13 protein-coding genes are annotated in these 15208 nt (G+C 47.6%); 7 read left to right on the top strand and 6 right to left on the bottom strand.

What is annotated here, in order from left to right:
- Positions 1 to 32: 32 nt before the first annotated feature.
- On the top strand, positions 33 to 1292 hold the full coding sequence (gene fabF / locus H6F93_RS04515; protein ID WP_190646422.1) for a beta-ketoacyl-ACP synthase II: 1260 nt from the start codon (positions 33 to 35) through the stop codon (positions 1290 to 1292).
- A 286-nt stretch (positions 1293 to 1578) separates the two neighbouring features.
- The gene (gene tkt, locus H6F93_RS04510) at positions 1579 to 3585 is read left to right on the top strand and encodes a transketolase (RefSeq protein WP_190679486.1); all 2007 of its coding nucleotides are present in this window, start codon (positions 1579 to 1581) and stop codon (positions 3583 to 3585) included.
- 106 nt (positions 3586 to 3691) lie between these two features.
- Here the strand turns inward: tkt and H6F93_RS04505 are convergent, their stop codons facing one another.
- The 4 genes from H6F93_RS04505 to H6F93_RS04490 all read right to left on the bottom strand — a co-directional run bounded on the left by H6F93_RS04505 (position 3692) and on the right by H6F93_RS04490 (position 7648).
- Positions 3692 to 4642, bottom strand: coding sequence for an NAD-dependent epimerase/dehydratase family protein (locus tag H6F93_RS04505; RefSeq protein ID WP_190679485.1), 951 nt, complete (start codon positions 4640 to 4642; stop codon positions 3692 to 3694).
- Between the two features lie 60 nt (positions 4643 to 4702).
- The gene (locus H6F93_RS04500) at positions 4703 to 5614 is read right to left on the bottom strand and encodes an Npun_R2821/Npun_R2822 family protein (RefSeq protein WP_190679484.1); all 912 of its coding nucleotides are present in this window, start codon (positions 5612 to 5614) and stop codon (positions 4703 to 4705) included.
- Positions 5615 to 5624: 10 nt separating this feature from the next.
- The gene (locus H6F93_RS04495) at positions 5625 to 6620 is read right to left on the bottom strand and encodes an Npun_R2821/Npun_R2822 family protein (RefSeq protein ID WP_190679483.1); all 996 of its coding nucleotides are present in this window, start codon (positions 6618 to 6620) and stop codon (positions 5625 to 5627) included.
- A gap of 71 nt (positions 6621 to 6691) precedes the next feature.
- Entirely contained in the window at positions 6692 to 7648 is a 957-nt protein-coding gene (locus H6F93_RS04490; protein ID WP_190679482.1) for a glycosyltransferase family 10 domain-containing protein, read from the bottom strand.
- Between the two features lie 611 nt (positions 7649 to 8259).
- Between H6F93_RS04490 and tatC the strand changes: the two genes are divergently transcribed.
- Positions 8260 to 9090 (top strand): twin-arginine translocase subunit TatC, encoded by an 831-nt coding sequence (gene tatC, locus H6F93_RS04485; protein WP_190646416.1) that lies wholly within the window; start codon positions 8260 to 8262, stop codon positions 9088 to 9090.
- Between the two features lie 20 nt (positions 9091 to 9110).
- On the opposite strand, the gene H6F93_RS04480 is transcribed toward tatC, so the two are convergent.
- Positions 9111 to 9428: a DUF3067 family protein gene (locus H6F93_RS04480; protein ID WP_190679481.1), complete on the bottom strand. Its 318-nt coding sequence runs from the start codon at positions 9426 to 9428 to the stop codon at positions 9111 to 9113.
- A gap of 357 nt (positions 9429 to 9785) precedes the next feature.
- On the opposite strand from H6F93_RS04480, the gene petC reads away from it, so the two are divergent.
- From petC to H6F93_RS04460, 4 genes are all read left to right on the top strand, one after another.
- Entirely contained in the window at positions 9786 to 10328 is a 543-nt protein-coding gene (petC, locus tag H6F93_RS04475) for a cytochrome b6-f complex iron-sulfur subunit (protein WP_190646414.1), read from the top strand.
- 48 nt (positions 10329 to 10376) lie between these two features.
- On the top strand, positions 10377 to 11363 hold the full coding sequence (gene petA / locus H6F93_RS04470) for a cytochrome f (protein ID WP_190646413.1): 987 nt from the start codon (positions 10377 to 10379) through the stop codon (positions 11361 to 11363).
- A gap of 266 nt (positions 11364 to 11629) precedes the next feature.
- On the top strand, positions 11630 to 12475 hold the full coding sequence (locus tag H6F93_RS04465; RefSeq protein ID WP_190679480.1) for a hypothetical protein: 846 nt from the start codon (positions 11630 to 11632) through the stop codon (positions 12473 to 12475).
- A 9-nt stretch (positions 12476 to 12484) separates the two neighbouring features.
- Positions 12485 to 13366, top strand: a complete 882-nt coding sequence (locus tag H6F93_RS04460) for a glycosyltransferase family protein (protein WP_190679479.1) — start codon at positions 12485 to 12487, stop codon at positions 13364 to 13366.
- Positions 13367 to 13604: 238 nt separating this feature from the next.
- Here the strand turns inward: H6F93_RS04460 and H6F93_RS04455 are convergent, their stop codons facing one another.
- Positions 13605 to 15194, bottom strand: a complete 1590-nt coding sequence (locus H6F93_RS04455; protein WP_190679478.1) for a glycoside hydrolase family 57 protein — start codon at positions 15192 to 15194, stop codon at positions 13605 to 13607.
- Positions 15195 to 15208 lie beyond the last annotated feature (14 nt).

Below are 15208 nucleotides of genomic sequence, written 5' to 3'. Positions count from 1 at the left end.
GCCTGGGTACTTGAACCCTTGAAGCTGGTGTCATGAGTAGTTCTGATTCTGAGTTTAAGCGTGTTGTCGTAACGGGTTTAGGTGCAGTTACGCCAATTGGCAATACCCTAGCCGAGTACTGGGAGGGGTTGCTAAGCGGACGCAACGGCATCGGTCCGATTACCCTGTTTGACCCCTCGCGGCATGATTGCCGAATTGCAGGAGAAGTTAGGGGCTTCGATCCGCATGACTACATGGATCGTAAAGATGCAAAGCGGATGGATCGGTTTTCCCAGTTTGGTCTAGCTGCCAGCAAGCAGGCGATCGCCGATGCCAAATTTGCAATCAACGATCTCAATGCCGAGCAGGTTGGCGTCATTATCGGCACTGGAATTGGCGGTCTAAAAGTCTTGGAAGACCAGCAGGAGGTCTACCTGACTCGCGGACCTGACCGCTGTAGCCCGTTCATGATCCCGATGATGATCGCGAACATGGCAGCTGGGCTGACTGCTATTCATGTAGGTGCAAAAGGGCCAAACTCCTGCCCAGTGACAGCCTGTGCTTCTGGCTCTAATGCTGTCGGTGATGCCTTTCGTTTAGTGCAGCGAGGCTATGCTCAGGCTATGATCTGCGGCGGCACTGAGGCGGCGGTTACGCCCCTATCGTTAGCAGGGTTTGCTGCAGCTAGGGCCCTCTCGACCCGAAATGATGATCCGGCTCACGCTTGCCGTCCCTTTGATCGCGATCGCGATGGCTTTGTCATGGGTGAAGGTTCAGGCATCCTTCTGATTGAAGAACTCGAACACGCGCTTAGCCGCAATGCCCGCATCTACGCCGAGATTGTTGGCTATGGTATGACTTGCGATGCTTACCACATGACCAACATTGCCCCAGAAGGAGAAGGAGCCGCCAGAGCAATTTCCCTCTGTTTGAAAGATGCAGGCTTGACTCCTGACCAGGTGAGCTACATCAATGCTCACGGCACCAGTACACCTGTCAACGATCCGAATGAAACGTCTGCGATTAAAACTGTGCTGGGCGAACACGCATACAAAATTGCTGTTAGCTCAACCAAATCCATGACCGGACACCTACTGGGTGGCTCCGGTGGAATCGAATCTGTTGCGGCCGTTCTGGCAGTTGCCAATGACCAACTTCCTCCCACTATCAACCTGGAAAACCCTGATCCTAAGTGCGATTTGGACTATGTGCCAAACCACAGTCGGGCGCAGGCAGTGGAAGTTGCTCTTTCTAACTCTTTTGGGTTCGGTGGACACAATGTAACGCTAGCATTTAAGAAATTCAGACAGTAGCAAAAAGCTGCAAGCTTTGGAGTTAGGGCTTCGACAAATCCCTAGATCAATTGCCCAGTAAGCTATAGACTTGAGATTATGAGCAGTAAGTAGAATTGCTTATTGCTCATAACTGTTTATATTGCTTCGTATTTGCCTTGCCCTGTACATTGCTTCTATTCTGAGAGATTCTTGCCCGTCGATCCGGCTAGTGGGATGATGGACATACAGCTTTAAGGCGATCCAGAGTACCCAGTTTTAGCTCATTCTGATCCAAGTGATAACCCGTCGTTGAGTAAAAGAGATCATGGCTGTCGCAACTCAATCCCTCCAAGAACTTTGCATTAATTCAATTCGCTTTTTGGCAATTGACGCTGTAGAAAAAGCTAAATCTGGTCATCCAGGGCTACCTATGGGCGCTGCGCCAATGGCCTTTGTGCTGTGGGATCAATTCCTGCGGTTCAATCCTAAAAATCCATATTGGTTTAACCGCGATCGCTTTGTCTTGTCTGCTGGTCATGGCTGCATGTTGCAGTATGCCTTGCTCTATTTGACGGGTTATGACAGTGTCACCATTGACGACATTCAGCAATTCCGCCAGTGGGAATCTCGCACGCCAGGGCACCCCGAAAACTTCATGACTCCTGGGGTAGAAGTGACCACTGGTCCACTTGGTCAGGGAATCTCTAACGCAGTCGGTTTGGCAATGGCAGAAGCTCACTTAGCTGCCCGTTTCAACAAGCCCGATGCCACCATCGTTGACCACTACACCTACGCGATCTTAGGTGATGGCTGCAACATGGAAGGAGTTTCCGGCGAAGCTTGCTCCCTGGCAGGGCACCTTGGCTTAGGTAAACTGATTGCGCTCTACGACGACAACCATATCTCTATTGACGGTTCCACAAACCTCTCGTTTACAGAAGATGTAGCCAAGCGGTTTGAAGCATACGGTTGGCATGTGCAGCACGTCGAGGGTGGAAACACCGATTTAGATGCAGTGAAAACGGCGATCGAAGCGGCAAAAGCGGTTACAGATAAGCCTTCCTTCATCAAAGTTACGACCACCATTGGCTACGGTTCACCCAACAAAGCCAACAGCCACGATGTTCACGGTTCTGCATTAGGCAGCGCAGAAGTGCAGGCCACCCGTGAAAATTTGGGCTGGGAATACGAACCTTTCGTGATTCCAGAAGATGCCTTGAATCATTTCCGCAAAGCGGTACAGCGAGGTGCAGATCTGGAAGCCGAGTGGAATCAACTCTTCACCCACTACAAGTCCGAGTATCCAGAAGAAGCGGCTGAACTAGAGCGGATGCTTAGTGGCAAGCTACCCGAAGATTGGGCAAAGAGCTTACCCACCTACACTCCCGATGACAAAGCGGATGCGACCCGTAACCAATCGGGTAAAACCTTAAATGCGATCGCAGGCGCTTTACCTGAGCTAATTGGCGGTTCTGCTGACCTGGCTCCTTCTAACAAAACATTGTTGAAGTCATCCGGCGACTTCCAGGCAGGACAATATGCAAATCGCAACTTGCGCTTTGGGGTCCGTGAGCATGGCATGGGCGCAATCTGCAACGGCATCGCGCTGCACAATTCAGGCTTAATTCCTTACTGTGCAACCTTCCTGGTCTTCACCGACTATATGCGCGCAGCAATCCGACTTTCCGCTCTGTCGCGTGCTGGCGTGATTTACGTCATGACCCACGACTCTGTTGCGCTGGGCGAGGATGGGCCAACTCATCAACCCGTCGAACACGTTGCGGCTCTGCGGGTGATTCCTAACCTAAACGTGATGCGTCCTGCGGACGGCAACGAAACCTCTGGTGCTTACAAAGTTGCGGTAGAAAGCCGTGAAACGCCTACCCTCATTGCTTTATCTCGTCAAAATCTACCTAACTTGGCGGGTAGTTCAATAGAAAACACTGCTAAAGGGGCTTACATCCTCTCAGACAGTGAAGGTATGCCTGACCTGATCTTGATTGGTACGGGCGGCGAACTGCACCTGTGTGTTGATGCAGCAGAGCAGCTTCGTGGCGAAGGTAAGAAAGTGCGAGTTGTTTCCATGCCTTGTTGGGAACTGTTTGATGCTCAAGATGAAGCTTATCGCGAGTCTGTTCTACCCAAGGCTGTAACGAAGCGATTGGCAGTAGAAGCAGGTTCCAGTTTTGGCTGGTGCCGCTACCTGGGCAATGAGGGCCGATCGATTAGCATCGATCGCTTTGGTGCGTCGGCTCCCGGAGAAGTTTGTCTTGAGAAGTTTGGCTACACAGTTGAAAACGTAGTGGCTCAAGCTAAGTCTGTGCTGGGCTAGTTTTTCGGAATGAAAAAGCGCACCTCTATTCAGAGGTGCGCTTTTTTGTTGAAAGGTTCTCGGTCAGGTCACCTAAGATGGTTGCTTCGAAAACAGCAAGCTGATTTTAGGCGTACAGCGATTTAATCCACTGCCATTCTTGAGTCAGACCTTCCTTCAGAGAAATCTGGGGCTGGTAGCCCAGGATTCTCTTTGCTTTGGAAACGTCAGCGGCTGTATGGCGGGCATCTCCCATTGCTAAACCGATGTGGTTACGGCGAATGGGTTGACCGGCGATCGCCTCCATCGTATCAATCACTTCGGTCAGCACAACTCGGCTACCACCGCCGACATTGAATACCTCACCGATCGCCTCTGGAACTGTAGCTGCAGCAAGGTTAGCGGCGACAGCATCGCTGACAAAGGTAAAATCTCGCGTTTGCTGCCCGTCACCGTAAATTGGAATCGACTGATCTTCCAGTACAGCTTTAAAGAATTTGTGAAATGCCATATCTGGACGCTGCCGAGGACCATAAACCGTAAAGTAGCGCAGAGCCGTTACAGGCAAATCAAAATTTTGATGATAGAGCCAGCACAACCGCTCAGCCGCTAGCTTAGTAATTCCATAGGGCGAGACAGGCTGGGGACAAATCGTTTCTGCGGTAGGGAGGGTTTCAGCATTACCATAGACCGAAGAGGTAGAAGCAAATACTAATCGCTTCAAATGCTTGGCTTCTTTGGCGGCTTCCAGAAGAATTTGCGTTGCGTTAATGTTGCGTTCGGTGTAAGCGCGAAATCCACCTCCCCAACTCGCTCTCACGCCAGCCTGAGCCGCTTGGTGATAGACAAACTCAACATCTGTCAGCAGTGTTGACCAATCGATTAACTGAATGTCGTCCTCAATCAACTGGAAGTTAGGATTAGCTGCGAAAGAGTGGACATTCTTCCGCTTCAAGGCTGGGTCGTAATAATCGTTAAATTGGTCAATTCCTATCACCTTCTCCCCCCGATTTAGCAGGGCTTCTGTAAGGTGAGAACCGATAAATCCTGCAACACCTGTCACAATACTAGTTGTCATAATTTTTGCGATTTACAAGTACGACAAAAGCACAAACCTTGAAACAATCGGGTAGATGCACTAGAGAGCACGCTTAACTTGATTGACAACCTTCCGCCAGAGCGGGTTCTCAGGCTTCCTGACAAACGGTTGGGCTGGTTCAGGCCCATCCAAGTGGCGGTAATGTTCCCAAATATCCCAGTAGGGGCAGCCTGGTTCCATTCGAATGCCCGCCCAATGCAAATATTGCAACGGCTGGTTCAAATTTGGATCAACTAAAATATCTCCCTGACGGACAAAGTGATGGCTTCCTGCCCAATTGCCTGGACCTTTACCAGGTTTGCGAACGATATTAAAGCGCCGAGGCAAGCGCTTCAGAATCATGTAGTTGATGATTGGCTGATCTGACGTTTTTTGAGAAAAATCAAAGTATTCGGGATGAGCCGCACACTCTGCGAAAGTTTTATACAAATCTTCCTCAGAAATTAGATTCTTCTTCGATCCCCAAAATCCACCATTAAAAATGCCCTTTAGCTCATCTTCAGTAAAAATCTGATCTTCGATTACCCTAGACGTAAAGACATTAGTAATGCCACCAGCGTGCTGATAATCAGAGCAAATGAAGTCGTACTCAGCTAGATAGTTGGTGTTGTCAATAATCTTTTCAAAGACAACGACATCAGTATCGATATAGACAAATTCATCAAAGGGGCCAAACCAGCAAGCCTGTTTACGAAACTGATTGGGACGAGCAAAAAACTTCTCGCCAAAACACTGATGCAGTTTCTTAGACAGCCGATCTATGAATTCTAGATCTTCATAGACTTGTACCCCATAAAACTGATTTAAAGTATTAGCAACAGCATGATACTGATCGTCATAAGGGATCAGCACAACGGGTGTTTCAGGATCGTAAAATCGAATGCTGTTGAGCAGGGCGATCGCCTGTTCGGTCACTCGGTCATTAGCCGTGATATATATGCCGCGACTCATTAGGCAATCCTCAGTAAGATAGTCCAAGCTTGCGTAAAACTCGTTGCTTTAAGTTGGGAGAAGACTTTTGAGGTCTGGGGACATCAACCAACACAGGTTTTTTCTCCGGCTCGTGCAGAAAACGATAGTGAAGAAAAAGATCTTGATAAGGAAAATTGACATTTTCACCCTGACACAATCGAGCAAAATGTTTGGATTTAAGCCCAATGTAGTGAATATAAGTTAATCGATTTCCCCGATCATAAAGGAGATGATCTTGCTCACTAAAATTTTGTGAGGTTACACAGCAACCTGTTCTAGCCTCAGCAGGTAAACGGAGTGAAAAGTTGTAGCTTGAAATGCCTGAACGCATCACCATATAGTTAAGAATGGTTTGGTCAGGAGCCATATCATAGAGAATTTCTGCTTCTCCATCGCGTAATTTTGTGAGTAGCCAGCTCTGCATCTCTGGACTAAAAACGTTTCTTTTAGAAGCATAAAATCCAGAACAAAAAATTTCAGACTTGATACGCTCTTGTGGAAATATCTGCTTCAGTTTCTTTGAGGACAGATCGTAGACATGGCTTGGATCTTTGTGTTGGAAGTCGTAAACAACCCAATCAGCATTGTCTAGTTGCTCAAAAATTGGCTTGACCGGACTCATTAGCAGCGTGTCTGCATCCATGTACAAGAATCGGTCAAACGGTCCGTCAAAAGCACAAAAGCGACGATGAGTACCGACACGATGGTAGGGTTCATAACCCGCTTTTTGCCAGCGATCGCGAGCCGTAGGGTGAGCATCCCAAATCTTGCAGACGTACTGGTCCCAATGCTGGATTGAATCTTGATCATCATAAAGCTGCACATTAGGACGACGAGCAATTTCTGCCGCTATTCGTTCAGTCTTATTGTCATAAGGGTAAACACAGACGGGCATCTCTGAACCTGCAATTGCCTCAATGCTATTTAGCAAAGCGACTAACTGGTCATACACATAATCATTAGCGAGAGTACAAATTCCGTCCATGGTGTTAGGCTCTCAATTTCTTTTGAACGAGAATAATTTGAACGAGAATTAACAAGAACAACTCATTGCAGTTAGTCAAATTTTTCGACGAATTCAGATAGCCAGTTCAGCAGATTCAGCTTGTGTAGAATGATCTGCCGGGCTTCTGCGATCGCTGGTTTGGCGGCATACCAAGCATCTGGAGTAGAGGTAACTTCTTGGATATAAGCTATTCCTTTTTCGTCCAAACTCGGCAATCGTAGAAAACTTCCTTCTGGTAAAAGCCGATCAGCCGCAGGCCCACCATAGTAAATTGGCAGACACCAGGCTAGAAGAGAGTCCCACAGTTTTTCACTGACGTACCAATCGTTATCAGCATAGTTTTCGATCGCCAGGTTGTAATAGTAGGGTGCCATTCCGTACCATTTGTTCTTTAGCTCCCCCGAGCTATTACTTGTCTCTGGCAAATTACGCCCATAGAGATCAAAGTCAATCTCATTGGAGCGCAAATTCTGTAAGAAATCTAAGCGCTTTCGGTGATTAGCAGTGCGGTTGATTCCCGAAGTAATCCAACTACAAGAGCTGACCTTGACCGGAGGAGGCATTTCATTCAGGTCACGAAAGGAGTTGGAGTGGTACCAGATAGCTGGCATATAATCGGGCACAGGAGCAAAATCATCTGGTCCTGAAATATACCCACAATAGTTTTGAGCTGCTTTGTAATTTTTCTGGTTGCTCTTGACCACCTCTTCTAAGGGTGGTTCTCGCATCAAATAAATGACTCTTTCTTTTGGGACACCTCTAAGATCCGGTTCAACATTTACCGTTTTAACCTGCTTATTTTGAAATCTAGATAACCAGGATTGTTTAGCAGAAACTCTACGTTTAAAGTCAAACTGATACATCAGCAAAAAATCAGGCTGCGGCTCTTTCGCGAGCATTTGGATATTGCCCCAAATTCCAAAGGGGTTTGGAGTCTGCTGCCACAGCCAATCACTCTGAGTGACGCTTTGGTATCCAGTAATCATGCCTACGGTTCTGATGCTCATATCCTGTCTAATAGCTAGCCTTTGTGATTCTAAAAACCTTCAACGAATTCACATAACTCTGACGAAAATTTGAGCATTCTGTTGCAGAATCCAAGACTGCATTTAGAGAGAGCAAGAGAGAAGGAGCCGTGAATGCCACCTGAAATGCTATCCTCAAACAGAGTAAAAGGACAACCGCTAAACGCTCTAGAAGCTTGGATCTTAAAGCTTTCTTTTTAGAAGCACCTACGTGGCTTCACCTACTTTTTACATTGCTTACCTTCAGAGAAAAGTAAAACTCTAGTCGCCCTAGTTCCTGATCTGTGCAGCGAGAATTTTGAATATATAGTGCTGGCTACTTAGAACTGCGTTAAGAGCGATGTAAATACGATGTAAATACTCAGCTTTATATTTCCTTCGTTGCAATCCTTATAAAGCGGTGAACACTTCCTGGTTCGGCAAAAATGTAGCTTTTCCACGCTTGGGGTAAAAGGGCGAAGGAACTTTGCGCCTCTATGCTCTTCTTGCCGCAGAGGATTCAGACAGATTGGTCAATAGGATGTCTTCTAGAAGAATGGATTCCTCGGTAAGGCAGATACAATGATTAGCAAAGGTCTGACTTACGTTAATCTATGACTGCCCCTTCAGAACTAGAGACTTCATCCTCAGAAGAGTTGAACACGAACGGTTCTACCGCTAAAACGGCTCAAGCTCGTAAAGCTATGGCTGCTTCGGACGATGACGATTTCTCCGACGAAGTTCCAGACGATGTTGAGATGTCGCTATTTGACCATCTGGAAGAACTGCGGCAGCGGATTTTCTACGCTCTGGTTGCAGTAGTGTTGGGTGTCATCGGCTGCTTTACAGTGGTGAACAAAATTGTTCAACTACTGGAGGTTCCCGCGCAAGGCGCTAAATTCTTGCAGCTTTCCCCAGGCGAATATTTCTTTGTCTCGATCAAGGTAGCCGGATACAGCGGTTTGCTGGTCGCCAGTCCGTTTGTGCTTTACCAGATTGTCCAGTTTGTGCTGCCAGGGTTAACTCGACGAGAGCGACGGTTTATCGGACCGATCGTCTTCGGCTCCACAATTTTGTTTGTAGCAGGTTTGGCATTTGCCTATCTAGCCCTGATTCCAGCTGCGCTGAATTTCTTCATTAATTATGGGGAGGGGGTGGTCGAACAGCTTTGGTCAATCGATCGCTACTTTGAATTTGTGCTGCTGTTGCTATTCAGTACGGGGCTAGCCTTTCAAATTCCGGTGATTCAGCTACTGTTGGGTTTGGTTGGAGTGGTTTCGTCCAAGCAGATGCTATCGGGCTGGCGCTATGTGCTGTTGGGAGCGGTTGTTCTCGGCGCAGTGCTGACTCCATCAACCGACCCAGTTACGCAGAGTCTGCTGGCAGGCGCAGTGCTAGGGCTATATTTTGGCGGTGCTGGAATGGTGATGCTGACTGGACGTTGACCGACAGGATATTAACCCGTTTAGAATTCTTCCAGAATCCACTCGGAGGCGCGATCGCCCAAGTCAACTGGGATATTCACCGCTTTTCCCAGGCGAGGGCGATCGCGGGTTTGCTCAATAAAATCCTGCACTTGTTCAGTGCTACCCCAGGCATTTAGATAATCTGCCACCGTGTTCAGGTGCGCCAGGTAGTCGGGCTCCGTCATTGGGAAAGAAGCCTGCTCCAGGTACTTCCACATGACCTGGACAAAAATTTTGCCTTGCGTCCGCCGCAGTTGAATGTCGTAAGAGCGTCCCCATTTGCTCAGCAATAGCTGGTGTAGGTCTTGTCCGGTCATAGCTCCCTTCAGGTTAAATGCTTCACAATTCGTTGCAAAAGCGACGCTTTTAGGACCATCTATTTACCTTTCTTTACAAAGAAACGGCTCCTTTGCTTAAAGCTATGATACTGATTCTAGAGATGTAATAATACTTTTAGAAAAACGTGAACTGCCGTTGTTGCGCCACTCATAGCAATTCGTCATCGACTTGCTGGACGTGTTGCATTGACGGGCGGCGATTTGATTCGCAATCATGCTATCCTCTGCAATGCTTTAGCTTAAAAAGCAGGCTTAAAAAGTTACAATTTCACGCCTAGATCACGTATAGAACCGTTCACTTAAGCTCATTCCTGACGCATAACTTCAGATCAACTCATGGCTCAACTCTCTGGAAACCCGGACGTACCCGATATGGGTCGTCGTCAATTCATGAATTTGCTCACGTTTGGGACGATCACAGGCACCGCCTTGGGCGCTCTCTACCCAGTCGTGAAGTATTTTCTTCCTCCTTCTAGCAGCGCAGGTGGCGGTGGAGTAACTGCCAAAGACGCACTCGGCAATGATGTGATTGTCAGCGATTTCTTGAATAGTCATGCGGTGGGCGATCGCGTCTTAACCCAGGGTTTGAAGGGCGATCCGACCTATGTGGTTGTCGAAAGTGATAGCGAGATTGCAAGTTTTGGGCTAAACGCAGTTTGCACCCACTTGGGTTGCGTCGTTCCCTGGAACGCGGCTGAAAACAAGTTCATGTGCCCTTGCCACGGCTCTCAATACAACAACGAAGGCAAAGTTGTGCGTGGACCTGCGCCCCTGTCGCTGGCGCTCGTTCATGCTGACGTGAGTGAAGATGGCAAAATTGCTCTGACTCCCTGGACGGAGACTGACTTCCGTACCGGAGAAGACCCCTGGTGGGCTTAAGCCAATCCCCCTCCCGATCCTTTGACATTTACTGATGCCCTTTAACCCATGAAATCCATTTTCTGGTCGATCTTGCCGCAGAGCGGCAGAGCAATTGCTAAAAGTATGCTGGTGGCGATCGCCACGCTAGCTCTTCTAGTCACGAGTGACTTTGCTTTCCCTCAAACTGCTGCTGCTTATCCCTTCTGGGCACAGCAAAACTACGACAACCCTCGCGAAGCAACAGGGCGAATTGTCTGTGCCAACTGTCACCTGGGAGCGAAACCTACCGAGGTTGAGGTACCGCAATCTGTTCTACCCGATTCGGTTTTCAAAGCCGTCGTAAAGATCCCCTACGACACCAGCGTCCAGCAAGTTCAGGGCAATGGTGAGAAAGGTCCGTTAAACGTCGGCGCAGTTCTAATGCTGCCAGAAGGCTTCAAGATTGCTCCACCTGAAAGAATTCCTGAAGAGATGAAGGAAGAGGTTGGAGAGAGCTATCTGTTCCAGCCTTACAGTGAGACTCAAGAGAATATTGTTTTGGTAGGGCCACTTCCGGGTGAGCAATATCAGGAAATTGTTTTCCCTGTCCTTGCCCCTGATCCTGGTTCTGACAAGTCCGTTTACTTTGGTAAATATCAAATCCATGTAGGCGGCAACCGTGGTCGAGGACAAGTTTACCCAACGGGTGAAAAGAGCAACAATGCGGTCTACAACGCTTCTGTTGCTGGCACAATCGCTCAGGTCACCAAAGCTGAAGATGGTGGATACCAGGTCAAGATTCAACCAGATCAGGGCGAAGCAGTGGTGGATACGATTCCTGCTGGTCCAGAGCTAGTTGTCTCTGAGGGTGAAACCGTAGCAGCGGGCAGTGCCTTAACTTCTAATCCTAATGTGGGTGGTTTCGGACAAAAAGACGTTGAAATCGTGCTGCAAAGCCCTAACCGGATTAAAGGATTGCTAGCCTTTATGGGAGCTGTAACGCTGTCACAAATTCTGCTAGTTCTAAAGAAGAAGCAGGTTGAAAAAGTTCAGGCAGCCGAAATGAACTTCTAGTTTCTTCTGACGTTAACTCTTAATTTGTAGAGGGCATCTCCAACCGAGATACCCTCTATTTTTTTCTTTTTGGAGGAATTTTAGCTGCTTGAAATAACGATAAAACATAGCTTTTTTCGATCATCTTTCATTATTTTATGTTCAGGTTGAATTTGTCTTAAATCAATCAAAGTTGATATATTAATGGGGAACTTTTGAGTTGGCGTAATAATCATTATTCTGGATAGTTAAGTAAAACTAAGTTTAGTGCAAAAGCAGGTGACTGAATGGTGAAGTCAGAGGTAAAGGATATCTGCTTTGGTACGTTAGCTTTAGGACAGAAATATCGCTCTCTTGCATTAGATTTAGCAGCCGATATTCAGCAATATTCTCCCGGCACTACTTTTGTTGTGCTGACGGACAAACCCAGCGACTTTGCACATTGTTCTCACGTTTTGGCAATAAAACATCAGCAACAGGGAGTTTACCCTTATCACGATAAGAGGTTTGTAATTGCAGAGGCGATCGCCCGATTTGAGACCTGCATTTTTATCGATGCAGATATGCGAATCTTAGGACAAGTACCAGATGAAATTAACTGGTGTAGCGGCATCACAGCCAGATCAGGTTCTGGCATTATTAAGCATAACCAAGAGAAAAAGCGAGACTTTGAGGTTATTGCAAAAGTTGCAGAAAAGCTAAAGTTAAATCTAGAAAACGTCAAGTTTGTCCACGAGTTCTTATTCACAGTTAAAAGATCTGCTGGACGCGAAATTGAATTCCTCAAACATTGGGACGCGATCGCCGCTTTTTTTGAATTAAACGGCGTTTATTTAGGGGAAGGAAACGCAATAGGGCTTGCTGCTGCAAAAGTTGAACTCTCCGTTCAGTTTGATTCGGAGGATCGGTTTCCCTTCTTTAAAGATCGAATTGAAAAAATCAGAATCTCTAAAGGGCAAGCTGATCCAACCGAAAAGCTTGCCTATTTTAATCGGCAAAAAGCACTCGAACATCCTAAACTCTCAAAATCAGAAAAACGTGTGCTATTTGTGCGCAGAAACTTGGAGAAGGTTTATCGCCTACTGCGTCTCAGGTTAACGACGCTGGAAAATTTCAAATTTTATTACTGGTAAACCTAACCGATGAAGCTTTGCTACTACAAGTTGCCTAACGGAGCGCAAAATTTTGGTGACAACTTAAACCCCTGGCTCTGGGAAAAGTTGCTTCCTGGGGTGTTGGATGACGACTCAACCACTGCGTTTGTAGGAATTGGCACTTTATTTAATAATACTTTGCCTGACCGAACTCGTCACGCCCGCAAAAGAGCTGTATTTGGAACAGGGGTAGGCTATGCCAAAGGCGTTCCGGCGGTTGACGATTCCTACAAAATTTATTGTCTACGTGGGCCGCTTTCAACCAAAGCTTTAGGTCTGGCAGACGAGTTGGCTGTGACAGACGGAGCAGTGCTGCTCAGACGATTGGTTAAACCTGGCGATCGCAAACGCTATAAATTTGCCTTCATGCCTCACTATGAACTGGCAGGAGAAGGCTGGAAATCGGTCTGTGAGGCAATCGGGTTTGGCTATATTGACCCACGTTGGACAACCGAAGCCGTGATTACTGCAATTGGGCAAACCGAAGTTGTGCTAGCAGAGGCAATGCATGGGGCGATCGTAGCGGATGCTTTGCGGGTTCCCTGGGTGCCAGTTGTCACCAGCCCAACTATTTTGTCTTTCAAGTGGCAAGACTGGTGTGCGTCAGTCGGCGTTGAATATCAGCCCGTGCAAACCCAGCGTGTCTTTGATCCTCGTAAGAAGACAGACTTGCTAACACCTATATCCACTGTTCGACACTGGCTAAGAGTTAAATCTGCGGCATCACGGCTGAAGCAGCTAGCGCTGCGATCGCGCCCCATCCTTAGTACTGACAACCTGATTGAACAACGAACTGTCCAATTGGAAGAAAGACTGCAACAGTTTAAAGATGATGTTGCCGCAGGCTATTTTACTAGTCCTCAAACATAGCTCCATTGAAAAACCGTAGATCTCTCTAAGTTCAACTGATTGTCTGGGTCAGCAGCTTGAGAGAATCTACGGGAAGGAGTTAGAGATGTTCGCCTGATGAAGTATGAGAAACGATTCCGTAGGAATACATAAAATATCACATACTCCTTTAGGAGGATGCCAACTTTTCTTCGCGAGTTCACGGGACTTTTATAGTCTTCAAAGTTCTTCTAAAGTTCTAGCCTTACACCAATTCTCTCTAGAGCGGTCGATAAACTCGATAGTTGATTTGGGGGAAGATATTGTCGATTTTTTCGACTTTTTCTAGCCAGCCAGAGTCAATCTTTTCCTGAAGAATGTCGTCGCGCAGTTTGTTGAAGCGCATCAGGTGCGATCGCGTCCGACGTACCGCGTAAGGAACCATTGTTCCAGTACGCATGATAAAGGCCCAGTCTGACGACTGCGCCAATAGCAATTCCCTAGCTGCCTGATTGAGCGCCCGCCACTCTAGCTCATCAACAGGTTCACGCTTTGATAAGTCGATCATTCGCTCTGCTGCTTTGTGCAGGTGCGGATAAATCCAGGCGTTGGTTTCGTTCAGCCAATATTCATGGAAACCACGGAACCCCCAACTTGACTGAGAAGGGCGACACACCTGCTGCGTCGGATGCATTCGCAGATAGTCTGCCAGGTGCGTCATCTCAAACGTGCCCTGATCAAACCAGGCTTTGCGGAACAGGTAGTCGATAAACCAGGGACCTTCGTACCACCAGTGCCCAAACAGTTCTGCATCGTAGGGTGAAACAATAATTGGCGGACGCTGCATGATCCCATAAAGATGCTCAACCTGACGCTCCCGGTTAAAGACGAAGTTGCTGGCATGTTCCGCAGCTTTTTCTCGCGCCCAGTAAGGGTCATACCAGGTCTTATCACCCAGCCCTAAGCCTTTGCCCGTAATCTTATGGTATTTGATGCCCGTATTTTTACGTTGACCATTGGGCATGATGTAGGGCTTAATGTATTCGTATTCGGCATCCCAGCCCAAATCTCGGTAAAATTCTCGGTACTCGGCTGCGCCTGGGTAGCCAACTTCAGAAGACCACACTTGCTGAGAAGATTCGTGGTCCCGTCCAAAGGCTGCAACACCTGTTTCAGTAAAGATAGGTGCATAGGTGCCAAATCGAGGGCGAGGACGGGCATAGAGAATTCCATGGCCGTCAGTGAGGAAGTAGCGCAGACCCGCGTCTGCCAGCATTCGCTCTAACCCTTCAAAGTAAGCACATTCGGGCAACCAAATGCCTTTAGGCGGGCGACCAAAGTTCTGTTCGTAGTGTTCACAGGCAACCTCAATCTGCGCCCAGACCGCCTGCGGATACATTTTCATCAGGGGCAAATAGCCATGAGTTGCCCCACAGGTGATAATCTCCAGGTTATTACTATCTAGAAACTGTTTAAAGGCAGTAACTAGGTCATGGTCGTAACGCTCCCATACCTCTCGCACCTTGTTAAACTCACTGGCATAATGTTCTGCCAGATAGCGGAGATGTCCGTTATGAACATTGCGCTCAACTTCCATCTCTGCCAGCTCTTCCAGTTGAGTCAGATGCGCGTCATAACGTTCTTGCAGCAGGGGATCGCGGAGCATGGAAATCAGTGGCGGAGTCATGCTCATGGTCATTTTGAAATCGACCCCGTCTCGTTTCAGCCCTTCAAATGCCAGGAGTAAGGGAATATAGGTTTCGGTAATGGCTTCAAACAGCCATTCTTCTTCTAAAACATAGTCACTTTCAGGATGGCGAACAAAAGGCAAATGGGCGTGGAGGACGAGGGCAAGATATCCAATACTCATATGGCTGAAAGATA

It is taken from the genome of Leptolyngbya sp. FACHB-671 (assembly GCF_014695745.1).
GTDB lineage: Bacteria > Cyanobacteriota > Cyanobacteriia > Elainellales > Elainellaceae > JAAUTN01.
The sequence above is the reverse complement of the archived record's forward strand: the minus strand, read 5'-3'. Positions and strand labels throughout refer to the sequence as shown.